General features: G+C 56.6%; 23 protein-coding genes. 16 read left to right on the top strand and 7 right to left on the bottom strand.

The genetic code is table 11. The annotated features are described in order from the left end of the window. Positions 1 to 22: 22 nt before the first annotated feature. The 3 genes from AC0B60_RS09070 to AC0B60_RS09060 all read right to left on the bottom strand — a co-directional run bounded on the left by AC0B60_RS09070 (position 23) and on the right by AC0B60_RS09060 (position 2,568). A complete protein-coding gene (locus tag AC0B60_RS09070) occupies positions 23 to 1,099 on the bottom strand; it encodes a hypothetical protein (RefSeq protein WP_465085445.1) in 1,077 nt (358 codons plus the stop codon). A gap of 147 nt (positions 1,100 to 1,246) precedes the next feature. Next, a complete protein-coding gene (locus AC0B60_RS09065; RefSeq protein WP_465085443.1) occupies positions 1,247 to 1,849 on the bottom strand; it encodes a YceI family protein in 603 nt (200 codons plus the stop codon). Next, positions 1,846 to 2,568 (bottom strand): CDP-alcohol phosphatidyltransferase family protein, encoded by a 723-nt coding sequence (locus tag AC0B60_RS09060; RefSeq protein ID WP_465085442.1) that lies wholly within the window; start codon positions 2,566 to 2,568, stop codon positions 1,846 to 1,848. Before AC0B60_RS09060 ends, AC0B60_RS09065 begins: the two co-directional genes overlap by 4 nt. Positions 2,569 to 2,722: 154 nt before the next feature. Between AC0B60_RS09060 and AC0B60_RS09055 the strand changes: the two genes are divergently transcribed. The 4 genes from AC0B60_RS09055 to AC0B60_RS09040 are packed head-to-tail and all read left to right on the top strand — an operon-like array spanning position 2,723 to position 7,019. Further along, positions 2,723 to 3,721, top strand: a complete 999-nt coding sequence (locus tag AC0B60_RS09055; protein ID WP_465085440.1) for a zinc-dependent alcohol dehydrogenase — start codon at positions 2,723 to 2,725, stop codon at positions 3,719 to 3,721. 35 nt (positions 3,722 to 3,756) lie between these two features. Further along, positions 3,757 to 4,155 carry a 6-pyruvoyl trahydropterin synthase family protein gene (locus AC0B60_RS09050; protein WP_465085438.1) on the top strand — a complete coding sequence of 133 codons (399 nt, stop codon included), beginning with the start codon at positions 3,757 to 3,759 and terminating at the stop codon, positions 4,153 to 4,155. After that, positions 4,142 to 6,088, top strand: coding sequence for a glycosyltransferase (locus AC0B60_RS09045; protein WP_465085437.1), 1,947 nt, complete (start codon positions 4,142 to 4,144; stop codon positions 6,086 to 6,088). The genes AC0B60_RS09050 and AC0B60_RS09045 overlap by 14 nt, the downstream gene beginning before the upstream one ends. Next, positions 6,045 to 7,019 (top strand): lysylphosphatidylglycerol synthase transmembrane domain-containing protein, encoded by a 975-nt coding sequence (locus tag AC0B60_RS09040; RefSeq protein WP_465085435.1) that lies wholly within the window; start codon positions 6,045 to 6,047, stop codon positions 7,017 to 7,019. Before AC0B60_RS09045 ends, AC0B60_RS09040 begins: the two co-directional genes overlap by 44 nt. Here the strand turns inward: AC0B60_RS09040 and AC0B60_RS09035 are convergent. Beyond that, a complete protein-coding gene (locus AC0B60_RS09035) occupies positions 6,994 to 7,866 on the bottom strand; it encodes a RibD family protein (RefSeq protein WP_465085434.1) in 873 nt (290 codons plus the stop codon). The two genes, AC0B60_RS09040 and AC0B60_RS09035, sit on opposite strands and share 26 nt — an antisense overlap. 134 nt (positions 7,867 to 8,000) lie before the next feature. Here AC0B60_RS09035 and AC0B60_RS09030 point away from each other — a divergent pair, with 134 nt between their 5' ends. Continuing rightward, positions 8,001 to 8,417, top strand: a complete 417-nt coding sequence (locus tag AC0B60_RS09030) for an XRE family transcriptional regulator (RefSeq protein ID WP_465085432.1) — start codon at positions 8,001 to 8,003, stop codon at positions 8,415 to 8,417. Positions 8,418 to 8,421: 4 nt separating this feature from the next. Here the strand turns inward: AC0B60_RS09030 and galU are convergent, their stop codons facing one another. Beyond that, positions 8,422 to 9,258, bottom strand: a complete 837-nt coding sequence (galU, locus tag AC0B60_RS09025; protein ID WP_465085431.1) for a UTP--glucose-1-phosphate uridylyltransferase GalU — start codon at positions 9,256 to 9,258, stop codon at positions 8,422 to 8,424. A gap of 365 nt (positions 9,259 to 9,623) precedes the next feature. On the opposite strand from galU, the gene AC0B60_RS09020 reads away from it, so the two are divergent. The 10 genes from AC0B60_RS09020 (at position 9,624) to prpF (ending at position 23,179) form a co-directional block, all read left to right on the top strand. Next, complete coding sequence (locus tag AC0B60_RS09020) at positions 9,624 to 10,799, top strand: ShlB/FhaC/HecB family hemolysin secretion/activation protein (protein ID WP_465085430.1); 1,176 nt, start codon at positions 9,624 to 9,626, stop codon at positions 10,797 to 10,799. A gap of 135 nt (positions 10,800 to 10,934) precedes the next feature. After that, complete coding sequence (locus AC0B60_RS09015) at positions 10,935 to 12,488, top strand: glucan biosynthesis protein G (RefSeq protein ID WP_465085429.1); 1,554 nt, start codon at positions 10,935 to 10,937, stop codon at positions 12,486 to 12,488. A 15-nt stretch (positions 12,489 to 12,503) separates the two neighbouring features. Beyond that, on the top strand, positions 12,504 to 12,761 hold the full coding sequence (locus tag AC0B60_RS09010) for a hypothetical protein (RefSeq protein WP_465085427.1): 258 nt from the start codon (positions 12,504 to 12,506) through the stop codon (positions 12,759 to 12,761). Next, entirely contained in the window at positions 12,754 to 14,865 is a 2,112-nt protein-coding gene (gene mdoH, locus AC0B60_RS09005; RefSeq protein ID WP_465085426.1) for a glucans biosynthesis glucosyltransferase MdoH, read from the top strand. Before AC0B60_RS09010 ends, mdoH begins: the two co-directional genes overlap by 8 nt. Positions 14,866 to 14,894: 29 nt before the next feature. Then, positions 14,895 to 16,481: an OpgD/OpgG family glucan biosynthesis protein gene (locus tag AC0B60_RS09000; protein WP_465085425.1), complete on the top strand. Its 1,587-nt coding sequence runs from the start codon at positions 14,895 to 14,897 to the stop codon at positions 16,479 to 16,481. 128 nt (positions 16,482 to 16,609) lie between these two features. Continuing rightward, the gene (locus AC0B60_RS08995; protein ID WP_465085424.1) at positions 16,610 to 17,290 is read left to right on the top strand and encodes a GntR family transcriptional regulator; all 681 of its coding nucleotides are present in this window, start codon (positions 16,610 to 16,612) and stop codon (positions 17,288 to 17,290) included. Between the two features lie 29 nt (positions 17,291 to 17,319). After that, positions 17,320 to 18,207 (top strand): methylisocitrate lyase, encoded by an 888-nt coding sequence (gene prpB / locus AC0B60_RS08990; protein WP_278367441.1) that lies wholly within the window; start codon positions 17,320 to 17,322, stop codon positions 18,205 to 18,207. A 33-nt stretch (positions 18,208 to 18,240) separates the two neighbouring features. Continuing rightward, positions 18,241 to 19,371: a bifunctional 2-methylcitrate synthase/citrate synthase gene (prpC, locus tag AC0B60_RS08985; protein ID WP_465085423.1), complete on the top strand. Its 1,131-nt coding sequence runs from the start codon at positions 18,241 to 18,243 to the stop codon at positions 19,369 to 19,371. Positions 19,372 to 19,400: 29 nt separating this feature from the next. Beyond that, the gene (gene acnD / locus AC0B60_RS08980) at positions 19,401 to 21,998 is read left to right on the top strand and encodes a Fe/S-dependent 2-methylisocitrate dehydratase AcnD (RefSeq protein ID WP_465085421.1); all 2,598 of its coding nucleotides are present in this window, start codon (positions 19,401 to 19,403) and stop codon (positions 21,996 to 21,998) included. Continuing rightward, positions 21,995 to 23,179 carry a 2-methylaconitate cis-trans isomerase PrpF gene (gene prpF, locus AC0B60_RS08975; protein ID WP_465085420.1) on the top strand — a complete coding sequence of 395 codons (1,185 nt, stop codon included), beginning with the start codon at positions 21,995 to 21,997 and terminating at the stop codon, positions 23,177 to 23,179. The genes acnD and prpF overlap by 4 nt, the downstream gene beginning before the upstream one ends. Before the next feature lie 73 nt (positions 23,180 to 23,252). Here the strand turns inward: prpF and AC0B60_RS08970 are convergent, their stop codons facing one another. Further along, a complete protein-coding gene (locus AC0B60_RS08970) occupies positions 23,253 to 23,993 on the bottom strand; it encodes a PEP-CTERM sorting domain-containing protein (RefSeq protein WP_465085419.1) in 741 nt (246 codons plus the stop codon). A 555-nt stretch (positions 23,994 to 24,548) separates the two neighbouring features. Here AC0B60_RS08970 and AC0B60_RS08965 point away from each other — a divergent pair. Next, complete coding sequence (locus tag AC0B60_RS08965) at positions 24,549 to 25,379, top strand: THxN family PEP-CTERM protein (protein WP_465085418.1); 831 nt, start codon at positions 24,549 to 24,551, stop codon at positions 25,377 to 25,379. 72 nt (positions 25,380 to 25,451) lie between these two features. Here the strand turns inward: AC0B60_RS08965 and AC0B60_RS08960 are convergent, their stop codons facing one another. Further along, on the bottom strand, positions 25,452 to 26,264 hold the full coding sequence (locus tag AC0B60_RS08960; protein ID WP_465085416.1) for a PEP-CTERM/exosortase system-associated acyltransferase: 813 nt from the start codon (positions 26,262 to 26,264) through the stop codon (positions 25,452 to 25,454). Position 26,265 lies beyond the last annotated feature (1 nt).

Here is a 26,265-nt window from a genome sequence, read left to right as displayed (position 1 = left end):
CCGTCTTTGTTTTATTGTTGTATCAGAACTTGTCTGCCAGCCTTTGCAGCAGGGCAGCACGTTGCTCTGATTCGGGGTCACCTGCCGGGCTGTCGGTCAGACCGTCCAGGTCCGGTGGCGAAAACGAGTAGCCATCATCAGGGCCATAGCCATAGTCGGTGCGGTCTCCAGGCGAGGCCGGCAGGCGCCGGATCTGCAGGTTTCGCAGTTCCAGTTCACCGCTAATTTCGCGATGGGCGAGCACAGAGCCATGAGCCTTGAGCTCCAGGGTGTCGGTGGTTCCATCGAGTCGTTTTTCCGCCTGCAGCTGCGCGACTGGGCGGCCGTTGTGGTAAAGCTGGGCAGAAAGAGCGTAGAAGCCGGGGTCTTTGGCGTCGAAATGAACCGGTATGATCAGGTCGTTGCTGGTCACCCGCGGGTCACCCAGGCCGTCAAACTCTCCGAGGTCGGGCTCGATGGTCAGGGTCGAAACGTGGCGTACGGGTTTGCCATCAATGGTTGCCTCAACGATCAACCGATACTCGCCAGGCTCTGCATCGGCCTCAATGACGCCTTCATAGTAGGGGGCGCCGGCCTCGTTATTGAGAGCAGTGCGGGCAATCGCCTGGCGAGACTCGGGTGACTCCAGGGTTACGTCCAGGCTGGGCCCTACTACCTGAGAGCCGGTAATACTCGCCGCTACCAGAATGTCCTCTTCCTGTACGAAGCGGTATTTCTCAAGCGTGACGGTAAATTGCCCGCCCCCGTCGAGCGGCAGCTCCACAGGGTCGAAACGGTTTCCGGCGTAGGCCCTGGCCTGATCTTCGGAGATCGGAATGGAGTAGGTCGGGTAGCGTATGTTCTGGCTGTATTGGGCGGCGGCACTGGCCAACATGAAACCAATTGCATTATCAGAGGGTTTCTGCTTTTCCGTCGTCGGCGATTCTGCCTGCGCAGGCTTGGAGCGGGTGGTGTCTGTTCCGGAAGGGCGGGGGCTCTTGTCTTCGCTTTCCCCGGTTAGCCAGGAGAACCGAACTGTGTTCTCAGCCGACAAAAGATACCCCATGCCGACGGCACCGGACACAACGAACGTTAGGGCCAAGAGCAACCGCAGTGGCATCTTTGGATCCTTGTTGGAGGCATTCTATGGCGCGAACGCCATTATTTTTATTGTTGTCTTAACATAACGGGCCAAACTGACTTTGCGCAAAAAATTGGCCTGAATATGTAACGAAATGTGTCCAGGGTGTGACGTCGTTCACACCACTCATAGCCAGCCGGACTCTTTCACGGCTTCCAGGCCGAACCTGAGGCGAACTTCATCTCCTACCAGATCCTGGTCAATGCCGTAACTCATGCCCCAATTGCTGCGCCTGATGGTGGTTTCGGCGGTCATACCGAGAGTGTAATCCTCATGCCCGATGGGGTATTCGGCGGATTTGTTAAGGGTTACATCAACATCCACGGGGCGGGTTTTGCCTAGAAGGGTCAGGTCACCGGTCACAATGCCGGTGTTTTCGCCGGTGGTTTCGAAGTTGGTGATCTCAAAGGTGATATCCGGGAACGTTCCACTGTTGAGAAAATCTTCGTTGCGCAGGTGGCCATCCCGTTTGTCGTGATTGGTAAAGACGCTTTTGCTTTTGAACGTCAGTGTGCCCGAGGTGAGCTGCTTGGTCTCCTCGTCGTAGTCGAACTTTCCCTCCACATCCCGGAACATGCCCATTACCGGGGCATAACCGATGTGGTTCACCTCAAATGACATCGAGAAATGCTCATCATCAATAACGTAGGTTTCTGGCTCGGCCATGGCTACCGGGGCAGCCAATGCCAGCGAGGCGGTCAATGCGGCGGTGGATAGGAATGTTTTCATGCCTTTCTCCCTGTTTGATAAAGCCAGCGCAGGTCTGCAAAAAACGAATAACAGAGCAGCAACAGCGCGATAGCGAGTGTCGCAGCTGCGAAACCGGCCGGCGTAATGGGCAAGATGGCAATCATCAGGGTGACTATCTGCCATACGCAGACGGTTTTGCGTCGAAAACTGTCGGGTAAGGGCCTCTCCATAAAACGGAACCAGTGGCCAGCGGCCACAAAGGCGTAACGCATCAGTCCCAACGCCAGAACCCATGGGCCGGCTTTGCCCTGGGCCAGGACTGCAACACACAGCCCCAGAATGAACAGGGCATCCAGTTCCATGTCGAATCGGGCACCGAACGTCGTTGCTGAACCGGTGGCTCTGGCGACGGCGCCATCCACGCCGTCAAGAATCAACGCCAGTAAACACAGTGACCCGTACAACCACAACCAGTTCCCCAGCTCGTGAGTGAACGGCGCCAGGCTGGTGAGGAGTATGACCAGGGAGGCGCGTACCAGGGTTGCCCGATTGGCCCAGCCGAAGTCTTGTCCTGTCGGCCAGAAGCGAATAACAGGCACTGCGATTGCCAGGCAGAGCAACACGGCGAATGCGAAAAAGCTGGCAGGGGGTTGGAATCCAATGCCGGCGCCAGTCACCATTAGCACCGTCAGGGCGCCGGACCAGGCAAGATCTGCGGCCAACGGCAGGCGGAACGTATGAGTTCGGGAATCCATCATCAAACCCCAGCGTATGAATGAGCGTGTATCAGGTCAAAATAGGACCCTATTGAACACATTGATATGCCTCTATGCACTATAGCCGGCAAGCCCGGGTGTACTATAGCCCGGGTGTACTATAGTGAGTTACGTGCGCTGTAAGGAAACAGACGATATGACAAACGCATTTTGGGTTACCGGGCCCGGGGAAGGGGCCATTCTCCCAGCAACCTATGATTTCTGCTCAGCAGACCACGGTGACGGGCCGGCCGTGTCGGTGCGGACGCTACACTCCGGTGTCAGTCGTGGAACCGAGTCGTTGGTCTTCAACAACCGCGTACCGTCGTCGGAATATGATTCGATGCGTGCTCCGTTCCAGGAGGGTGATTTTCCCTTCCCGGTCAAATACGGTTATGCCAGTGTCGGCCGTGTTGTTTCAGGCGTCGAGGCCCTGGTTGGCCAGTCGGTTTTCTGCCTGTTTCCTCATCAGGACAACTACCAGGTTCCTGAATCCGCCGTTGTGCCTCTTCCACCCGGCCTTCCGGAATCCAGGGCCGTGTTGGCCGCCAACATGGAAACCGCCATTAACGGTCTGTGGGATGCCTCACCGCGGGTTGGAGAGCGAATCGCAGTGGTGGGGCTTGGCGTCGTTGGCCTGTTGGTTGCCTGGCTTGCCAGCCGCATACCGGGTACCCGTGTTACCGCTGTGGATACCAATCCACACCGCAAGGCGGTTGCGCATTCGCTGGGGCTCAATTTTCAGACCCAATGCCAACAGGACGACCACGATCTGGTGGTCCATGCCAGCGGCCACCCGCAAGGCCTTGAAGCCGCGCTCGCGCTTGCAGGGCAGGAAGGTCGAATCATCGAAATGAGCTGGTATGGCGAGCAGCCCGTGCCAGTATCCCTGGGCCGGGCATTCCATTCCCGCCGGCTGACGATACGGTCGAGCCAGGTTGGTAATCTTCACCCCGATCAGCAGCCGCGCTGGCACTACCGGGATCGGATGACGCTGGCCCTGGATCTGTTGCGGGATGATGTCCTGGACTGTCTGATCAGCGGCGAAACCACTTTCGAATCATTGCCGGAGGTTATGCCGGCACTTGCTGGAAACAGGGCAGATGGAATGGCCTCCGACACCCTCTGCCATCGTATTCTATACCCAGACAACTGACCCCCCTTTTAACTTGCATCGAGGACCCACAACGCATGTTCAGCCTTACCGTCAGAGACCACATGATGATCGCCCACAGCTTTAAGGGCGACATCTTCGGCCCCGCTCAAAGCCTGCATGGTGCCACCTACGTAGTAGATGTCACTTTCGAGCGGGAAGCCCTCGACAGCGACGACCTCATCGTCGACATCGGGCTGGCATCCGAGGTGTTGTCGTCGGTGGTTGCCGAGTTCAACATGAAAAACCTGGACGATATCGAGGAATTCTCCGGTCGCAATACCACCACCGAATTCATGGCGATGACGGTATTCGACCGACTGGCAACGGCGATTCATGAGGGCAGGCTGGGCCAGACCGGTAAGGGCCTGTGTTCGATGAAGGTTACCCTTGGCGAATCCCATATAGCCTGGGCCAGCTACCATGGCAAACTCTGAGTCGTTAACGTCGGTGTTGTTTATTGTGCCGGGAAATCCGGAACAGAAAACCGGCGGTTACCGGTACGTTCAGCGTGTTGTCGCAGGGCTTAGGGACAACGGCGTGGATGCCGTCGTTGCAGGACTCTGTGGCAGCTTTCCGGTGCCAGACCGAATGGCGGAAGCATCAATGAACAGGTTGCTTGCCGACCTTGCAGATGATTCGGTGGTGGTGCTTGATGGGCTGGCCATGGGTGGACTTCCGGATGTGGTCACCAGCCATGCATCTCGCTTGCGGGTTGTGTCGCTGGTTCACCATGCACTGGCGGATGAAACGGGGCTGACGCAAGAGTTGCAGGATTGGCTTTTCCGGGTAGAGCGCCGGGCACTGTCGAAGGTGGCCGGGGTGATCACTACCAGTGGCCACACCGCGCAACGCCTGAAAGACTACGACGTACCGGCCACCGCCATCCGCGTGGTTGAGCCGGGCGCAGATACCATTGATGGTATCTGTGCTGAAACCCAGCCATCAAGAGCCCAGGGCCGCACGATTCAATTGCTCTGCGTTGCTCACCTGTCGCGGCGCAAGGCGCAGCATCATCTGGTTGAAGCGTTAAGCGATCTCCGGGACTGTTCATGGCATTGCACCCTGGCAGGTTCATTGGATCGCGACGAGCACTATGCCCGCGAGCTTCGCGGCATCATTGCGAACCTGGGGCTTGAACATCGGATAAGTCTTGCGGGGGAAATGGACGACGTCGAGCTGGCCAGCGCCTATCGTAACGCCGATGTATTCGTGCTGCCGTCCGTTTATGAAGGGTATGGAATGGTGATTGATGAGGCGATTGCCGCGGGTTTGCCGGTGATCACCACTGATGGGGGTGCCCTTTCCACCACAGGCCTGCGGCCTGGCGTCCGGCAGTATCCAGCCGGCGATGTCGCAGGGTTGCGGGCGTGCCTTGAAGACTGGCTGACAAACCCCGGTGCACTTGTCGAGGCGGCTGCCCAGGCACGGAAGGCAGCGCATTCCCTGCGAAGCTGGCAGAGTACCGCCATTGCCTTTCAACGGGCACTGGAAGAGCTGCTGCCGTCATCGGACCCTACCACCTTCGACAGCGGCTGGCTGGCACTGCGTGAGCCGGCTGACCATCTTGCTCGTAGCAAAAGCCTGCTCCCAGAGGTGCTGGCGTGGGCGGAACAGGACTACTGTCGCCCGGACATACTTGGTGGTCATCACGCACCGCCATTGCTTGTGGTGGACTTGGGCACAGGGACCGGCTCCAACGCCCGCTACCTTGTGCCGGCAATGACGGTGCCTCAGCACTGGGTGTTGTTGGATCAGGACGAACAGCTGCTAGCCCTAGCCAGAGAGAGCTTGCAACACCTTGACGTTCCGCTGGAAACCCATGCATGTCACTTGAGTGCCGCGCGGCTTGCCGGGCAGATTCCGGACGGCACTCGACTGATTACAGCTTCAGCTCTGATAGACCTGATGTCAGAAGAGTGGCTTGAGGCGTTGGCGATAGTGGCCTCCAGAAACCATGCCGGCGTGTTGATTGTTCTGAGTTACGCGGGTGACTTTGAGCTGTCGCCGGTAGACCAGGACGACGGCTGGATACTCAAGACTGTCAATGACCACCAGCACAATGACAAGGGTACCGGCGCCGCGCTGGGGCCATTGGCGACAAGTTACCTCAAACAACAACTCGAATTGCGCGAGTATCAGGTATCCGTTGCGGCAAGCCCGTGGCACCTGACGTCGGGTCAAAGCGCACTTCAGCGCGCCTTGCTTGAGGGCTGGCGGGACGCGGTGATGCAGCAGTCGCCGGGTGAGCGCCAGCGGGCAGAACGCTGGTTTGGTCTGCGCCTGAAGCAGGCTGATGAACAGCGCCTTTCAATCCGTGTGGATCATGAAGACCTGTTCGCCCGGCCGGCCAGAGCAAGCGTTGCCTGACGTGCGACACCTGTCCCGAACCCGTTACCTGCGATGGGGGCTCACCCTGCTGTTGCTATTGGCTACTGGCTATTTCCTGAATTTGGCCGTGCTTTGGCGGGAACTGGCTCAGTTCTCATTGCTGGCTTTATTGGCGGCCATGGTGGTGTCCGTCGCGCAGGTGCTGCTTTCAGCCTGGCGCTGGTGTTTCACCGCCCGGCGGCTTGGTCTGGTTCTGCCCATGGCCGTTGCAGTGCGGGAGTACTACCTTGCCACTTTTCTCAATCAGGTGCTCCCTGGCGGGGTGTTGGGTGATGTTAATCGGGCTTGGCGTCACAGTCTCGACTCCGGTGCCCGTCTTGCGTCCGTTCATGCCGTCATGATCGAGAGAATGTCCGGCCAGCTGGTAATGATGGCGGTGGCGTTTAGCCTGGGTGGTTGGCTCGCGTGGTCTCGATATGGAATGCATGAGGCTTTTTCCGAATACAGCGAACGGGTGCTGTTATTGCTGGCCGGCCTGGTAACGACAGTGGTACTGGTTGCCAGGCTTTGGCAGCGTGCGAAGATCTATGTCCATGCATTGCGGCGTGATTTGCACAAAGCACTACTGGGGTGGCCGGCTCTGGGCGTCCAGGTGTTGTCCTCTGCCGGTGTGGTGGCCAGTTATCTCGCCGTATTCGCGTTGTTGGCTCTGGGCGCGGGTTATTGGACTGACCCGAACATGGCCCTGGTTCTGATGTCTCTTTGCAGCCTTTTGCTGCTGGCCATGGCTATTCCGGTTTCTGTCGCAGGCTGGGGGGTGCGAGAGGCTGCAGCGGCATTGCTCTGGCCCATGGCTGGGCTACCGGCCGAGCAGGGTGTTGCACTCAGTGTCGGCTATGGATTGGCGGTTCTGTTGTCCAGCCTTCCGGGTGTGCTATTCGTGTTCACTCGCCGACAGCAGAGCGACTGAAATCCAGATCAAACAGCATGTCGCTGCCCAGGTCCACCATCTGGGCCTTCGGGCGCAGGGCACTGTCGAGTTTCTTGATTTCCGGCAGTGAAAACGCCGGGCGCCCACTGCCGATAATCATCGGCGCGACCATTACGTGAAGCCGGTCGAGCAGGTCCGCGTTCAGGAATTCAGACACGGTAAGCCCGCCGCCCTCCACAAAAATTTTGCGAAGGCCAAAGTCCGCGAGAACCGCGAGTATATGAGCAGGGTTCGTGGTGTCATCGTGTCCGAGGCAGGGCACATCCGTTACGCCGTGGCGTGGTGCCAGCTTATTGCCAGCGTGGTAATCCCCGGCGACGAGGCGGAGAGTAGGAGACGCTTCGTCGCTGAACAGGTGATGGCTATCCGGTACTCGATGGTTGCGATCAATCACCACCCGGACGGGATTGATACCGGACGTCTTGCGGACTGTCAGCCTGGGGTTGTCCGTGGATGCGGTACCGGCGCCGACAATGACTGCTTCTGACACAGCCCGCAGACGGTGCAGGTGTGTAATGCCACCCTCGCCATTGATGAACTTCGACGCGCCGGTCACCGTGGCGATACGTCCGTCAAGGCTCTGCCCCATCTGGCCAACAACCCGCGAAGGTAAGCCCGGAGCAACCGGGCAGCACAGAGGCAGGAAAACCGACAGCAGATTGCGTGCGTCGAGGTCCGCTGGAAGCCTCAGTGCCCATTCGCCGTTCAGGCCAATATCCAGTGCTGGCTCGTCACTGCCCGGCAACGAGAGTGTCACATTGCTGCGGTTCACTGCGTCCAGGACCAGCTCCCATGCGGTGTTTCTATCCAGTGTGTTTGCCGCCATACCGAGTTATTTCCGTTGCTAATGGATTCATTATAGGTAGATTGTGTGTAAAGCTATATGTACGTTACATTTCCGGTTTGATTCACCAAAAGTGCTATCAAACTACAAGATTAACCTCGGCAGAGAACACTCCTATGCGGTACCTGCAAACCTTTAACCGCCGCCTGCGGCAGATTCGGGAAGCCGGGCAGTTGTCGTGCGGGGACGTGGCGGAAATGTGTGGAGTGGACGAGGCACAGGTGATGAACTGGGAATCGACTGATGCGAGGCAGCGCGCTTGGCCTGGTGTCACCGAGCTACTGGACTTCTGCCTGAAGACGGAAACCCCACTGGAAGACCTGCTGGACCTGGACGACGCCGGGGACACCGGCCAGTTGGAGCTGCCAGGTCTGGCGTTTAGCCAGGGCGATGACCTGTCAGCGGCCCTGAAGGAGCTGGAGCAGGAAATCAGTCGGATACAGCTCTCGGAGGAGGAAATGGAACTGCTGCGCCGGTTCCGGAAAACCTCCGGCGAAAACCGGCGCATGATTCTGCAGATCCTCGGCAAATAGGTGCCTATTTGCCCTTCTTGTAGATGTTCTCGTAAACGTAGTTGGTCGCTTCCACAAACCCGTCAATGCTGCCGCAGTCAAACCGGCGGCCTTTGAATTTGTACGCCAGAACGCATCCGTTTTTCGCTTGTTCCAGCAGCGCATCCGTAATCTGAACTTCACCGTTCTTGCCTGGGGGCGTGCGCTCGATGATATCGAAGATGTCCGGCGTTAGAATATAGCGGCCAATGATCGCAAGGTTGCTGGGTGCATTTTCCGGTGCAGGTTTCTCGACCATGTCGGTAATGCGGTAGAGGCCATCCTTCATGGACTCGCCCGCAATCACGCCGTACTTGTGAGTCTCATCTTCCGGTACCTCTTCAATGGCCACGATGGAACAACGGAACTGGTTATACAGTCTTACCATTTGGGCCAGAACACCTTCCCCGGCGCCATCAGCCACACAGAAGTCATCCGCCAGTACAACCGCGAACGGGTTATCGCCGACCAGGTTGCGACCGGTGAGGATGGCGTGACCAAGACCTTTCATTTCATTCTGGCGGGTAAAGGCAAACGAGTTGTGGTCGATCAGCTCCCGGATCGACGTTAACAGGTCTTCCTTGCCCGAGCCGGCAATCTGGTGCTCAAGCTCATAGCTGATGTCGAAGTGATCCTCAATGGCCCTCTTACCACGACCGGTGACGAAACCAAATTCGTGAACTCCCGCTTCTGATGCTTCCTCCACACCGTATTGAACAAGAGGCTTGTTCACAATGGGAAGGATCTCCTTGGGCATGGCCTTGGTGGCCGGCAGGAAGCGGGTGCCATATCCGGCAACAGGGAAGAGACACTTCTTGATCATAACGTTCGTCCTTATTTCGTATCGGTCACGGCCGGTTTGAAGTCAGTCGTCCGTGTGGGTTGACTCACGAATTATGCCAAGTGTAACCAAGTTAGTGTTTCAAATGGAGGTCTCGGTAGCGAAATGTAGAATTTGGTAATAACCGGCGCCAGTTCCCAATACTTCCCGCTTGTTGAAATCTATAGAAAAAACTTTCAGAGGTGTTTGTAATTAACTGTTTTATATAAAGATTAACTTTGTAAATTTTGGCAACCAGTGGTGGATTTAAGGGCGTTAATGCAATACATTCCGCAGTGACGATTTTTTAAGAATAACCGGCATCCTTCTCGACTGGCGGCCGGCGCTCACTGGCAGGATCAAAAACATTGAGACATTCCCTGTTGTTCGCGCTGATTTGGTGCGTTCTCAGCCAGCCCTTGTACGCCCAATCCTCGGGTTCCTGGTTGCGTAATGGTTGGAAACCCTACGCCGATAATTTCGAGGGCAGCGCGAATGCGTTTCGCGATGAGCGTGAACACTGGCTAAGGTCCCGACTGAAATTCTCCGGCAGAACCTCCCTGAACAGTGACGGAATGGATGGGGATATCGGCGTGGCTGCTGACAGCCTGGTTGGCAGCAGCGATGCTATCGGGTTTCACTATCGCGATGCCCGATCCCACAAAAACCGCTCAGACGTCAACGCCACGTCGTTTCGATACCGCTTTCCGGCAGGTGCCAATCAAGTCACCGTGGAAACCGGAAGCTCCTACTACAGCCATGCCATTACCAGTGGCGACAGGCGCTACAACGCCAGTGGCGAGTCCAGTGTTGTGGGCATCGGTGCCAGTCGTCCGCTGTTTTCAAAATTTGGTCTCGCGTTTGATGGTGTTGCCCACCATACCGGTCGGGACAGTCGCGCTCTGGAGAAGGGGAGCCTGGTGTCCGAGAGCCGCTACGAGTTGTCCTCAGTGGGCGTCAAGGCGCAGGGCGGCCATGAGATTTGGGATGGCTTGCAGGCTAACACCGGTTTTCTGGCAGTGAGCGGTCGCGAGTACAGTTCCACCGATTACCGGTTGCAGGATGATGTCGGGCGCGAAGACGCCTTCTACAAAGTGGCCATGTCCGCGTCGCTGGAGCAGGAGCTCTATCGATGGCGTTGGCGGATTCACGGCCGTTACCAGTTTGCTGATGAAGATCTTCCGGTGTCGGAATATCTGACCGTGGCTGGCCCCTCCATGATTGCCGGTTTTAACGGGCAATCTGTGTCGGTTGTCCGGGGTGGCTGGTTGCGCCTGGACACCGCCAGCCCCTCGTGGCAGATGCCATTCATGGACGGTGTACTTTCCAGTGTGAATTTTGCGGTGTTGCACGGCTGGGTTCCCTATTCCGAAGCCCAGTCCGACCGCCACGGCCGAGCCAGTGCCGGCCAGGTTTCATTGAAGTTCGAGGGCCGTGCGTTCACGGCCAATGTTAGCGTCGGCCGAATGATTCGTGCCTCCACGATGGCTATGACTATGCCCGAACGCCCGGACGTTCGGTTCTCTCTCACCATGGGTATCTGATTTCGTTCTAACGCTTCTCTGATGCCTGCCTGACTCCCTATAGCCAACCTGCCTTACGAAGATGTCACTTGAGACGGCGCCGGTCGCAAGTGCTACATTAAAACGTCTAGGGACATTTTTTGAGGTAGGAGCTGCATGCATTCAGGGAAAAGATGGCTGATCGGCCTGATGTTGCCGGGGCTGCTCTACGCCCACGCGGCGGGGGCACTTGAGTTCAGGGAAATAGTGGACAAGGCCAAGGCAAGGGCTGAAGGTGAGTATCAGCCGCCACCTTCGGTGCCGGGGTTTCTCAGGAACCTGAGCTACCGGGAATACCAATCCATCCGCTTCAATCCGCAAGCCAGCCTTTGGCGGGAGGGGAACTCCCGGTTCCAGGTTATGATGGTGCCGCCGGGAAGTTATTACACCCACACGGTCAAGCTGAATGAGGTGGATGCCGACGGCGTAACACCCATCCCGTTTGATAAATCCGGCTTCAGCTTCCCGGACCCGGAACTCGCAAAAAGGGTTCCAGCCGATCTGGGTTATTCAGGCTTTAAGCTGACGTACCCGATGGGCAGTGGCGACGAGCAGAACCAGTTTCTGGTCTTTGCCGGCGCAAGCTATTTCAGGGGCGTGGGGGCCGATAACCACTTTGGCCTGTCGGCTCGGGGTATAGCGATTGACACCGGGCTGCCTTCCGGGGAGGAAGTGCCATCGTTTGTTGAATTCTGGCTTGAGCGGCCGGGAGGTGGCAGCGACCGTATGCGGGTTTACGGCCTATTGGATGGGCCTAGCGTCGCCGGTGCGTACCGTTTCGATATTCAGCCCGGCCCGACCACACGTATCGATGTCACCGCTGAGTTGTTCTACCGCAACCCGGTGGATCAGCCAGGCCTGGCACCGCTGACGTCCATGTTCTACTACGGCGAGAATACCGCCAGACCCAGGGGGGAATGGCGACCACAGGTGCATGACTCAAGCGGACTGCTGATTCATGACCAAGGCGCTGGCGAATGGTTGTGGCGACCTCTGACGAATCCATCGCGCCTCCGGCTTAGCTACCTTCAGGTTGACCGCTTGGCTGGCTTCGGGTTGATGCAGCGGGATACCCAGTTTCATCAGTTTGAGGACGCCGAGGCCCGGTACGACAAGCGGCCCAGTGCGTGGGTTGCGCCAAGGCAGGGATGGTCGAACGGCGAGGTCGTGCTGGTTGAAATCCCCACAAATGCGGAAACCAACGACAACATCGTTGCCTTCTGGAAACCGAAGGAGCCCGTGAAGAAGGGGGACCACCGGACGCTTGCCTACAGCCTTCATTTTGGCGATGAGGACGTATCCGGGCAGGACATCGGGCGCGCATTGCAAACGTTTGTCGGAGGTGGCAATCGCCCCGGAGGCGGCACCGAAGAGGGTGCCTACCGAATCATCGTTGATTTTGCGGGAGGGCCCCTGAACGAGATTGAGCCTACTGCAGCCATCGTCAGTAAGGTCAGTGAAGGGAGCGGAAACAGCGATTCCGTTGAGATCATAGAGCATTTCGTTGAATACGTTGAGGCAGATGGGACCTGGCGCCTGTCGATGCTGGTTCGACCCGTCGGTGAAAAGGCCGCAGTCCTCCGTGGGCAACTCCTGCTTGATAATGAGCCACTGACCGAAACCTGGACTTATTCCATAGGCCCGGATTCCGGGCTTGTCCAGAAACAATAGAGCGGGGAGTAGTTCATGCCGGAAACCTTATGCCAGCAGGCGATCGAGAGGGTCATGACCTACCTGCGCGACAATGGCGTGCAACTGGACGCGGAAACCTGTCGACAGGTGCTGCGCTTGGTTGACAGTGCTATGAAGGAAGGCGATGGGCCGGATTTGCCTGCCCGTTGTATTGAACTCGTGCCGGACTACTTTAACCCGCCGGACGTGGACATTCCTACGCCCATTCCACCGCTCATGCGAGGCCACCTGGGGTACTACCCCCATGACTGAGGTCGTTAATGCAGCCCCCAGCGCGCGTTCTGAAAACTGGCGCCGTACCGCTACTGTGCGTCGTTTTTTTCTGACACTGTTTGTGGTTGGGCAAACCGTTGTTGCCAGTTACTTCCTGCTCTGGATTCTGCCGTATCACGGCGGAACATGGGTGGAACTCGGCCTGCTTGCGCTTTTTATCCTTCTTTATATGTGGATTGCAGTGGGATTCTGGACGGCTGTTTTCGGTTTCGTGCTCAGGCTGATAGGCGGTGATCGTCACAGTCTTCTCAAACGACATCCGGAGTCGGAACTGGGAAATACGGCGCTGGCCAAAACCGCCATTGTTATGCCGATCTACCACGAGCCCGTGCAATGGACGCTTAGCGGGTTGAAAGCGGTCTATCAGGACATCGAACGAACCGGGCACCTGGACCATTTTGAATTTCATATTATTTCCGACAGCAGGGACCCGAATGTCTGGCTCCAGGAACAGGCCGAGTGGCATCGATTGTGTGAGGAACTGGGGGCTGAAGGGCGGCTGTTCTATCGTCGTCGGCGCGTCAATCTCAACTTCAAAAGCGGCAATGTTGCGGACTTTCTGCGGCGCTGGGGCCGCCGCTACCGCTACATGGTTGTGCTGGACGCTGACAGCCTATTGAGTGCGGAAACCATCGTGAAAATGGTTCGACTGATGGAGCGGGAACCCAACGTGGGTATCCTGCAGACCGCACCCTCCATTATCAACGGTGAGTCTCTCTTCGCCAGGGTGCAGCAATTCGCGAACCGCCTTTACTCGTCGTTGTTTGCCACCGGCCTGGCGGGTATACAGATGGGAGACGCTGCTTTCTGGGGCCACAATGCCATTCTGCGTGTTGAGCCCTTCATGGCGCACTGCGGTCTTCGTAAGCTGCGGGGCTTTGGGCTTTTTCGCGGGCCAATCATGAGTCACGATTTCGTGGAAGCGGCTTACATGGGCCGCGCCGGTTATGAAGTGTGGCTTGAGCCTGAACTCGGCAACAGTTTTGAAGAATCTCCGCCTACCATTTCAGATGAACTCTCCCGGGACAATCGTTGGTCCCGGGGCAACCTCCAGCACCTTTGGATTCTGCTGTTCGAGCGGAAGCTACGCTTGGCACACCGAATGGCACTGCTTAACGGCATCATGGCGTACCTGGCGTCGCCACTCTGGCTGGCGTTCCTGATTCTGACGACCGTTGAAGCCGTGCAAATGACAGTCGCCAGCATTAACTATTTCCCGGAGGGGCATCAGGGGCTTTTCCCCCTATGGCCGGAATGGCGGCCGGAATGGGCCATTGGGCTTGCGTTGAGCACCCTGTCGCTGCTGTTCCTGCCAAAATTCCTGTCCATCCTTGATGCCGTATTTCATGGCCTTGTGCGGGGCTTTGGAGGTGTCTGGCGGCTATTTTTGAGTGTGTTGCTGGAAATCGTCGTGTCCGTTTTGCTGGCTCCGGTCAGGATGATGGCGCACAGCCGATATGTACTCGGCGCTCTTCTCAACGTCTCTTTGTCCTGGGCCGGCCAGAATCGCACCGAAGAAACAACATGGCGGGACGCTCTTGTGACCCAGTTTCCCGGCATGCTCGTGGGGGCTGGCTGGTCCGCCTTTGCCTGGAGCCTGGACCCCATGTTTTTCCTCTGGTCCTTGCCCGTAGCGGTCCCACTTGTGTTGGCGGCCCCGACATCGGTGGTGCTCAGTCGTGTAGGGCTGGGGCGAGCGTTTCGAAAGAAAGGTCTTTTGGTTATCCCGGAAGAGCTCACGCCGGTCGCGGTATTGAACGACGCCAGAAGCGCAAGGGCCGTGAGTGATGAGGTCCCGGTGATTACCACTGTGGAAGCCGCCGTGATCCGGCCTCGCTTGAACCAGCTTCATCTTACCCTGGCTCGTGCTGACCGCCACCCCAGAAGGGCGGAGTTGCTGGCGCCATTGGTACAACGGCTCGCCGACAAAGGGCCGGATTCGTTGTCCCGGAACGAACTCAGCCAAGTGTTCCGTGACCGCACAGCGCTGGCGGAACTGCATCGGCTTGCCTGGCGTTCATCGCCGAATAGCTTCTGGGGGCGGCGAATATCCAGTCTGGGCAAGACAAAGCCTGAAGAGTAAAGAGCCTCAACATAAGACGGGAGCATGACATGGACAGACGCACACTGATCAAAACCTTCGTCAGCCTGGCGGGAGCCCAGGCGTTGCCCCTCTCGGCATTGGTTTACAGTGGTTCCAGCGTGGCGGGCGAGGTTGGTGAGCCCAAGCCGTTCAGTTACGCCTGGCTAAAAGGCCATGCGCGGGCGTTGGCCGACGAACCCTGGGTATCACATGAAGGGGAGTTGCCCGGCTCGTTGAAGAAGTTGTCCTGGGACGATTACCAGGCGATAGGTTTTCGCCCCGAAGAAGCGCTTTGGCGTAACGACGACAACGCGTTTCAGGTTCAGCTTTTCCATCTTGGTCTCTACTTCAAATCCCCGGTGCGCATCCACGAAGTGGAAAACGGCGAAGCCCGGGAATTGGCGTACAAGCCGGAATACTTTCGTTATGAGGGTGAACAGCCCCTGGGAACCCTGCCGGAGGATCTCGGCTACGCCGGTTTCCGTATTCACTTCCACACGGACTACGAGCGGGACCTGGCCGCCTTCCTCGGTGCCAGCTACTTCCGGGCGGTGGGGTCAGAAATGCAATACGGGCTCTCCGCCAGGGGGTTGGCGATAGACACCGCAATGGAAGGCGGGGAAGAATTTCCAAAATTTTCAGCGTTCTGGCTGGAGAAGCCGGAGCCGGGCAGCCAAAACATGGTGGTCTATGCGCTGCTGGATTCACCCAGCACAACCGGTGCTTACGTCTTTACGTTGACGCCCGGACGAAACATGGTGATGAGTGTGGATGCGGCGCTATACCCGCGAAAACCCATCCAGCGGGTAGGCATCGCGCCACTGACCAGCATGTATCAGACCGGTGAAAACGATCGGCGCATGGCCTATGACTGGCGTCCGGAGATTCACGATTCGGATGGTTTGTCGATTCTGAACGGGCAGGGCGAATGGCTGTGGAGGCCACTTGTCAATCCTCGTTCGCTCAGGGTAAACACGTTTGTAGACAATAATCCTCGCGGATATGGCCTGCTGCAGCGTGACCGACGGTTTTCGAATTACCAGGACGATGGCGTGTTCTACGAGAAACGTCCGAGCGTCTGGGTCACGCCCCACGACGATTGGGGTAAGGGCAGTGTGATGCTGGTGGAGATCCCCACCAAGGACGAAACGTTCGACAATATCGTCGCCTTCTGGCACCCCGAGAAGCCCCTGAAACCGGGGCAGGAGTATCTCTATTCCTACACGCTGTCATGGGGAGCAGAGCCGCCGATGAAACCAGAGGAGCTGGCCACGGTTCAGGCAACGCGCACGGGATTGGGTGGTGTTGTCGGGAAGGAGCGAGAATATTTCTCCTGGCGGTTTGCCGTGGACTTTGCCGGAGGCGCACTACCGCTGGTGGGAGACGATGCGGAGGTAGAGCCGGTGATAACGGCCAGCCGTGGGGAGGTGGAAATCACCTCCGCACGACCTCTGGACTCCATTGGTGGCTATCGGGCGATGTTTGATCTGGTCCCCGACGACTCTCTGGAGCCGATTGACCTGCGCCTTCAGCTCAAGCTTGGCGATCAGGTACTTACCGAAACCTGGCTGTACCAGTACACGCCGCCTCCCAAGGACGAGCGCACGCTCTATTAGCGTCGCCTCTGGGCAGTGATGGCTGCCTTTCTGTCAACAACAAAGCTATTCGGAAACTTTGGATTGTTGACAATAACCGAGTTTGGGCGTAGATTTCCGGTCATTCCAGTCACTATTGTTGACAAAATATGCCGGAAGCTATCGCCCAAACCTATACCCGTGCCGATGAAGCCTTCGATTGTCTGCAAACGGCCATTGTGAAGGGCGATCTTGCCCCTGGCGAAAAGATCGGTGAAGTCGAACTCTGCTCCCGCTTCAATCTTACCCGTGGCCCGCTACGCGAGGCGCTTGGCCGTCTTGAATCTCGAGGGTTGCTGGTGCGCCGGCCCCACGCCGGGGTAAAGGTGGTCTCAGTCAGCGCTGATGAACTCATGGAGCTCTACCGCATTCGCGAAACCATGGAGGGGCTGGCCGCCCGGCAGGCCGCCGAGCGGATGACCGATCAGGAAATCGCTGACCTGTCCGCCACCCTTGATAGCCATGAGCGCATGATCGAGCAAGCCCAGGGCCAGGCCTACTATCAGGCTGAAGGCGACTACGACTTCCATCACCGTATTGCCACCGGCAGCCGCAACACCAAACTCGCACAAATGCTGCTGGGTGATCTTTACTATATGGTCCGGATGTACCGCTATCGATTGAGTACCTCATCTGGGCGCCCTCACATGGCGCTGGGGGAACATCGGAGGATTGTTGAAGCCATCGCTCAGCGTGACGGTGAGCTGGCGGAATTCCTGATGAAACGACACATTAATGCGGCCCGCAAAAACATCGAGAAGAAGATCCAGCAAGGCGATTTAACGATCTAGAACCTTCACCCCAAACAACGAGGTTACCCATGTCCAAAACACTATCCCCAGGCGCACGCTTCCGCAAAGCCCTGAAAGAGAACCACCCCTTACAGATTGTCGGCACCATCAACGCCTATACTGCGATGATGGCCGAAAAGGTCGGTCACCAGGCCATCTACCTGTCGGGCGGCGGTGTCGCCAACGCTTCCTATGGCTTGCCGGATCTGGGCATGACCACTCTGAACGATGTGGTCGAAGATGTTCGCCGTATCACAGCTGCCACTGACGTCCCGCTGCTGGTGGACATCGATACCGGCTGGGGCGGGGCCTTCAACATTGCTCGCACAATCCGTGAAATGGAGCGCGCTGGTGCGGCGGCGGTTCATATTGAGGATCAGGTTGCCCAGAAACGATGTGGTCACCGACCGAACAAGGAAATCGTCTCCCAGGAAGAAATGGTGGATCGCATCAAGGCCGCCGTGGATGCCCGTCAAGACGATGACTTCTTCATCATGGCCCGTACCGACGCGTTCCAGAAAGAAGGCCTGGAAGCGGCCATTGAACGTGCGAAGGCCTGCATTGAGGCAGGTGCCGACGGTATTTTCGCCGAAGCGGTGACCGAGTTGGAACACTACAAGGCCTTCTCTGAAGCCCTTGACGTGCCGGTGTTGGCCAATATTACCGAGTTCGGTGCCACGCCGTTGTACAATCGCAAGGAGCTTGCAGAAGCCGGCGCCGGTATGGTGCTGTATCCATTGAGTGCTTTTCGCGCCATGAACAAGGCTGCACTGACGGTTTACGAAAACATCCTCGAGAAAGGTGACCAGAAAGACGTGGTTGATCTTATGCAAACGCGGATGGAATTGTACGATTTCCTGAACTACCACGATTTCGAACAGAAGCTGGACGAGCTGTTCCAGCAGAAGAAGGGTTAATCGAAATCCAAACAATGATGAGGGGGGAATACCATGGCTGAAGCAAAAAAACTCGAAGGCGCAGGTCTTCGCGGCCAGGTGGCTGGTGTAACGTCACTGTGTACTGTTGGCCAGTCCGGTGCCGGCCTGACCTATCGTGGCTATGACATCAGCGATCTGGCGGACCACGCCCAGTTCGAGGAAGTGGCTTACCTGTTGTTGCGCGGCAAGCTGCCTAACCGGCAGGAGCTGGAAGATTACAAGAAAAAGCTTGTGAGTATGCGTGAACTGCCATACGCCGTGAAATCCGTGCTGGAGCACATTCCCAAAGACGCTCACCCCATGGACGTCATGCGCACCGGTTGCTCCATGCTGGGCAACCTGGAAACGGAGACCGACTTCAGCCAGCAGGATGACAAGATCGACCGCATGCTGGCGCTGTTTCCGGCCATCATCACCTATTGGTACCGCTTTGCCCATGAAGGCGTGCGTATCGATACCGCCAGCGACGTGGATTCCATTGGCGGTCACTTCCTGGAATTGCTTCACGGCAAAAAGCCCAGCGAATTGCATGAGCGCGTTATGAACGTGTCGCTGATTCTTTACGCGGAGCATGAGTTCAATGCCTCTACCTTCACGGCTCGTGTGTGTGCCTCCACCCTGTCGGATATCCACAGCTGCGTAACTGGCGCCATTGGTACGCTGCGCGGCCCGCTCCACGGTGGCGCCAATGAGGCAGCCATGGCACTGATCCAGAAGTTTCAGACCCCGGATGAGGCGGATAAAGGCCTGATGGGGATGCTGGAACGCAAAGAGAAGATTATGGGCTTCGGCCATGCGATCTATCGGGAGTCTGATCCCCGTAACGCCATCATCAAGAAATGGTCCGAGGAACTCGCCAAGGAAGTGGGGGATACCGTTCTGTACCCGGTATCGGTTCGTTGTGAGGAAGTTATGTGGCGTGAGAAGAAGCTGTTCTGCAACGCCGACTTCTTCCATGCCTCCGCCTACCACTTCATGGGCATCCCAACCGAGTTGTTTACCCCCATCTTCGTGATGTCGCGGGTGTCTGGTTGGACGGCCCACGTGAAAGAGCAGCGTGAGAACAACCGCATCATCCGCCCAAGTGCCGACTACGATGGCCCGGCGGATTCGAAGTGGGTGCCGATTGACGAGCGGCCGTAATCCGATAAACCTGAATTTGAGTACCGCCCATGAACACTGATTACCGCAAACCTCTCCCGGGCACCGACCTGGAGTATTTTGACACTCGCCAGGCTGTGGAAGACATCCAACCTGGCGCATACGACAAACTGCCGTACACCTCCAAAATCCTGGCAGAGCAGCTGGTCCGTCGTTGTGCCCCGTCGGCACTGACGGATTCCCTCAAACAGCTGATCGAGCGTAAACGGGACCTGGATTTTCCCTGGTACCCGGCCCGCGTGGTCTGCCATGACATCCTCGGCCAGACCGCCCTGGTGGATCTGGCTGGCCTGCGCGATGCCATTAAGGAAAAGGGTGGTGATCCTGCGAAGGTCAATCCAGTGGTGCCCACCCAATTGATTGTGGATCACTCGCTGGCCGTTGAGCATGCCGGGTTCGAGGAAGACGCTTTCGAGAAAAACCGTGCCGTGGAGGACCGCCGCAACGACGACCGCTTCCACTTCATCAACTGGACCAAGACCGCGTTCAAGAATGTGGATGTGATCCCTCCGGGCAACGGCATCATGCACCAGATCAATCTGGAGAAGATGTCGCCGGTGGTTCAGAATCGAGACGGTATTGCGTATCCGGACACCTGTGTTGGAACCGACAGCCACACCCCGATGGTCGACGCCCTTGGTGTTATTTCCGTGGGTGTGGGCGGTCTTGAAGCCGAAAGCGTGATGCTGGGCCGAGCCTCCATGATGCGCCTGCCGGACATCGTGGGTGTGGAACTCACGGGCAAGCTGCAACCGGGGATCACCGGTACCGACATGGTGCTGGCCATCACTGAGTTCCTGCGCAAGGAGAGAGTGGTGGGTGCCTACCTGGAATTCTATGGCGAAGGCGCCGACAGCCTCACCGTAGGCGACCGTGCCACCATCTCCAACATGACACCGGAATACGGTGCCACGGCGGCGATGTTCTATATCGACGGCCAGACTATCGATTACCTCAAGCTGACCGGGCGCGAAGACGACCAGGTCGCCCTGGTTGAAAAGTACGCCAAGGAGACAGGGCTCTGGGCCGACAGCATGAAGAACGCCGAATACGAGCGAGTGCTGACGTTTGACCTGTCCAGCGTTCACCGTACTCTGGCGGGCCCGTCCAACCCCCACGCGCATCTTCCCACCTCCGAACTGGCCGAGCGTGGTGTTGCCGGCAAGTGGGAGAAAGAAGAGGGCAAGATGCCGGACGGCGCGTGCATCATCGCCGCGATTACCAGCTGCACGAACACCAGCAACCCCCGCAACATGGTGGCCGCAGGCCTGATTGCCCGAAACGCCAACAAACTGGGCCTGACTCGCAAGCCCTGGGTAAAGACCTCCCTGGCGCCGGGATCCAAGACGGTAAAAATGTATCTGGAAGAAGCCAGCCTGATGTCCGAGCTGGAAGAACTCGGCTTCGGCGTAGTGGCTTTTGCCTGCACCACCTGTAACGGTATGAGCGGCGCATTGGACCCGAAGATTCAAAAGGAAATTGTTGATCGGGACCTGTATTCCACCGCTGTGCTGTCTGGTAACCGGAATTTTGATGGTCGGATTCACCCCTACGCAAAACAGGCTTTCCTGGCATCACCGCCGCTTGTGGTGGCGTATGCAATTGCAGGAACCATCCGTTTCGATATCGAGAAAGATGCCCTGGGGCACGACAAGGACGGAAACCCGATCACCCTGAAGGACATCTGGCCGGACGATGCGGAAATTGACGCCATTGTGAAATCCAGCGTGAAACCAGAACAGTTCCGCAGCACTTATATTCCGATGTTCGACATCACCCGGGATGCGCACGCCAACACCAACCCGAACTACGACTGGCGCCCCCAGAGCACCTACATTCGCCGCCCGCCGTACTGGGAAGGTGGCATGGTAGGCGAGAAAACCCTCAAGGGTATGCGCCCGCTGGCGGTGTTGCCGGACAACATCACCACGGATCACCTGTCGCCATCCAACGCCATCCTGATGGACAGCGCAGCCGGTGAATACCTGCATAAAATGGGCGTGCCGGAGGAAGACTTTAACTCCTACGCCACCCATAGGGGCGATCACCTGACTGCTCAGCGCGCCACCTTTGCAAACCCGAAACTGTTCAACGAAATGGTTCGGGACGAGAGCGGCAAGGTGAAACAGGGCTCCCTGGCAAGGGTTGAGCCGGAAGGCAAGGTCACCCGTATGTGGGAAGCCATCGAAACCTACATGGAACGGAAGCAGCCGCTGATTATCATCGCCGGCGCCGACTATGGTCAGGGATCTTCCCGTGACTGGGCGGCCAAGGGCGTGGCCCTGGCGGGCGTGGAAGCCATCGTCGCCGAAGGCTTTGAACGCATTCACCGCACCAATCTCGTCGGCATGGGCGTTATGCCCCTGCAGTTCGAGGAAGGCACCACGCGGCAAACCCTGGGTATTGATGGTACTGAAACCTATGACGTAGAGGGCACAGCTGCACCGCGTGCACAACTCACTCTGGTTATCCACCGCAACAATGGCAGCACCGAGCGCGTTCCTGTGATATGCCGTTTGGATACCGCCGAGGAAGTGTCCATTTACAGTGCCGGTGGTGTGCTTCAACGCTTTGCCGAGGACTTCCTGCAATCGGAGGGCGCCGCATGACCCGCTCGCCCCAGATCAAAGTCCCCGCCACCTACATGCGTGGCGGCACTAGCAAGGGCGTGTTCTTTCGGTTGAAGGATTTGCCGGAAGCGGCACAAATCCCGGGCGAAGCCCGGGATAAACTCCTGCTGCGTGTGATCGGCAGCCCGGACCCTTACCAGAAACAGATAGACGGCATGGGCGGTGCTACCTCCAGCACCAGCAAAACCGTGATCCTGGCCGAGCCGACACAACCGGACCACGACGTGGACTACCTGTTTGGTCAGGTGTCCATCGACAAACCGTTCGTGGACTGGAGCGGCAACTGCGGCAACCTTACCGCCGCTGTCGGTGCGTTTGCGATCAATGGTGGCTTTGTGGCCAAAGATCGCGTTCCGGAAAACGGCACCTGTACGGTCCGTATCTGGCAGGCCAATATTCGTAAAACCATTGTGGCTCAGGTACCGATCACCAACGGTGAAGTGCAGGAAACCGGTGATTTCGAACTGGACGGCGTGACCTTTCCGGCTGCCGAAGTTCAGGTGGAATTCATGGACCCTGCCGATGGCGAAGGCGCCATGTTCCCCACTGGCAATCTGGTGGATGACCTGGACGTGCCCGGTGTTGGCACCCTCAAGGCCACCATGATCAATGCCGGCATTCCCACCATCTTCCTGAATGCAGAAGACATTGGCTACAAGGGCACGGAACTGCAGGACGACATCAACAGCAATCCCGAGGCCCTGGCGATGTTTGAAACCATCCGTGCCCACGGTGCCGTCAAAATGGGACTGATTCAGTCCGTGGAAGAGGCCGCCAGCCGCCAGCACACGCCCAAGGTAGCGTTTGTGGCAAAGCCGTCTGACTATGTGTCTTCCAGTGGCAAAGCCATTGAGGCAGGGCATGTGGACGTGCTGGTGCGGGCCCTTTCCATGGGTAAACTCCACCACGCGATGATGGGAACAGCAGCCGTTGCTATTGCCACCGCGGCTGCCGTACCGGGAACTCTGGTTAACTTAGCCGCTGGCGGCGGTGACAGAACCTCGGTGACCTTCGGCCACCCATCAGGCACCTTGCAGGTTGGTGCGGAAGCCAGCCTGGTCAACGGCCAGTGGACAGCCACCAAAGCCATCATGAGCCGCAGCGCGCGAGTGCTTATGGAAGGTTGGGTAAGGGTGCCCGGGGATTCGTTCGTGTTGTAGAGATGTCCCGGTAACTTATAGTGAGGGAAGTTTGTCGGATTACGGCCTGGTGGACGTAATCCGACAACGGTACCTAAGCCTTTCTACTACGTCGATTCAGCCCAAATCCCAACATGCCGAGTCCCATCAGGACCAGCGTGCTGGGTTCTGGGACTGGGGTTGGGTCTACCGGTGTGATGACACTTCCGCCTTCAAAATCATTGTTGTCGGTATCCGATAGAAAACTGAAGGTTCCAGCGAACGTAAGATCACCGAAATCAATGGCCATCGTGGTGAACAGGTCATTATAGAAGATCCCGTCAATCGACAGCTTATCGGAGTATTCCACATTCACCGTGGCTCCATCTGCAATATCATTGCTTCCGGTAAGCGTGAAGGGCTTGCCTAGTGCGGAGTTGGGTGACATAGATGTGGAGCTGACGATGTCAAAAATGGTATTACCCGGGCGGCCATTAATCAGGATATTAGTCACGCCACCGAGTTGGTTTTGGATATCCGAGGTGAATGTAAACGGGTTGCTAAAGGTGTCACCATTCATAGTGAGGCTCCAGCCACTGCCCGCAGCTTCGCCATAGTTTGACGAACCCACGGTGCCGTCGAAGCTGACAGTTTCGCAGGTCAGGCTGTCGAAACAGGTGGTCACTTCCATACCATTCATCAACGAGCCGTTGGTAGTAAACCCCGTCAGTGCATCGGTATTGTACAGGGTACCGTCGGTATTACTGACGTTCACGATCGGAGCTGCATAGGCATTGCCAGCCATTGCGAGCGCGAGGCACGGGCCCCAAAATATTCTATTGCTAAATCCTTTCATGTGTTGTTCTCCTTGGCTTTCACAAATTTTCGCGTGCGCATCCCCTGAATACCGGCATGCGAAATTCCAATAAGAAAAAATAGTGCCAATAGCAAAAATAAAAATATAAAACAGATGCTTAAATATTAATTATTTCTTGTTGTAACGAATTTGAGACAACAGGTGTATAGAAACTCAACACCTGACACTGAAATAACACACCCCGGCCCCTCTGGCCCGGTGTCAACATAATTTACGCACTACTTGACTAAACCAGCGTTCAAGTGAGTCTTTAATTCTGAGTTAACTATAAAAAAACGTATTTAAACATTTTTGTTCTAATGGAATCAGTATTCACGCAGCATAAGCGCACATGACGCCACAAGCGATTCATTTGAGCCTTTTCAATGTCGAATATGCTTACACTTTTATTTAAATACCACGTAAATTTTAATATTAAGTGCCTGAAAAATAATAATTTTTAAATTCTGGTATGGATGATGCTCCTAACCCGGTACCGCTGACGCGCTGGCTTTAATTCCAGTTGCCAGCGCCCACAGTCAAGGAGAGATAATTATGAACACAGCACTAAAAAGAACAGTTCTATCAACGCTCGTTGTCCCCTTTGCACTAGCTGCTCAATCTGCCAGTGCAGATATGATTATCGAGTGGGGGTATGACGTCGATAGCAACTTCGAGAACGTCATGTTCTCTCCGGCAGACGGAGATAACGACGGCAGTCAGGTTGTAAATGATAACTTCGTGTCATGGGGCGGTGATGCCGATGATCGGTCTTCTGTCGCGATTGAAGATGTATCTTCGGGAGGTGGTCTTTTCACCAATGTGAACACCGTAGATGGTGGAACATTTACCCACGACAACAATGTTATCAGTGCGGATTATCAAGCGCTGACAAACTTCGATCTGACATCCACGCTGACACTGACGCCAGTTGATCCTGCTGGCCCATCGCTACCTCCAACCTCCCTGACCTTCATGAGCTTCTTTAGTGAAACAATCAACAGGGATAACCCTGCGAACTGTGGTTTTACATCAACCTCAGGTTGCGATGATATTTTCACCATTGATAATTTTGACGATCTAGGTGCCGTGGATAATGGTGCAGGCGGCTTTGAGTTCGCCCAGTCGTTCACCATTGATGACTATATGTATACCGTGTTCCTTGAGGTGGCAGGCCTGGCTGTTCTGGATGACGATGCCTGTACAACGGCGGGCGCTTCACCTGGATGTGTTGGTCTCCTGACTTTAGAGGACACTGAAAACACCTTTGATACCAGTTTCCGTATCACGGCTTCAAAGGTACCAGAGCCAGGCACCCTGGCACTGCTGGGACTCGGTCTCGCTGGACTTGGTCTGTCACGTCGGAAAAAAGCAGCAAAGGCATAACGCCTGAATAGTCAGAACGTTTAAATAACGGTACTGATAAAAGAAGCCCCCGCCAAAGAAGCGGGGGTTTTTTTATTCAGTATCTGGTTTTGCTGGCAGGTAGCGTCCACTGTCGGTAATCAGCGACCAGACATCCGGACGACGCCTCTTTATACCGTCAATCAGTGATGCTGCTTCGGTGAAGGCCGGGCGGCGGAGGCCGTGATATTCCAGGACGGGACCTACGTGATCGAATTCCACGCCAAATCGCTTTAAGAGGCGCAGCTGTGCTGGCTCCATAACTGCCATCCAGTGGGTTATGCCATGTTTAACCGACATCTGGAGAATGGCAGCAAAGAGCCCAAGGCTGATATAGGGCACCGCGCGTTTACCCTGTTCCGAATCGCTATAGGAGGCGATCTCGCTGACGCCTGTGGCTGATTTGTCCTCATTGAGGCGCCGCCGAAACTCTCGACTTACTGCCATCCGGGATATTTCTGCGACGTGCTCACGGCGTGCATCTGAAACGGCTTTTTGTGCATACTGATCCATCCGATGAAGACAGGCGCCCTCCATGGGAAATTCAACTTGTTCCGGATTATCACCTGCCATAACGAGACGAACGGCTGCGACGCTGTGTCCCGTCGTTCGATGCCGGATCAGAGCGTGGGCAGATTGTGGGTCGTATGCATCGTGCTCCCGTTTATCGACAAAGCAACTGGGGTCCTCGAAAGGCCTGTCGATGCAATAAACCTGATATCGAACCTCGAAGACTTCATTAATTGCCTCTTGAGAAGTCGCCAATTCGACATTGAACACTGAGTTGAAGATGATGCTTATGTCTTCCTGAGATTTATCGTGTTTCCTGTTTTCTGTTTTATGCTGAAAAGCCACGCCGTTCTGCATA

The sequence above is a fragment of the Marinobacter sp. V34 genome (genome assembly GCF_055524115.1).
Note: the sequence above shows the minus strand (reverse complement) of the source record. Positions and strands in the feature narration are given on the sequence as shown.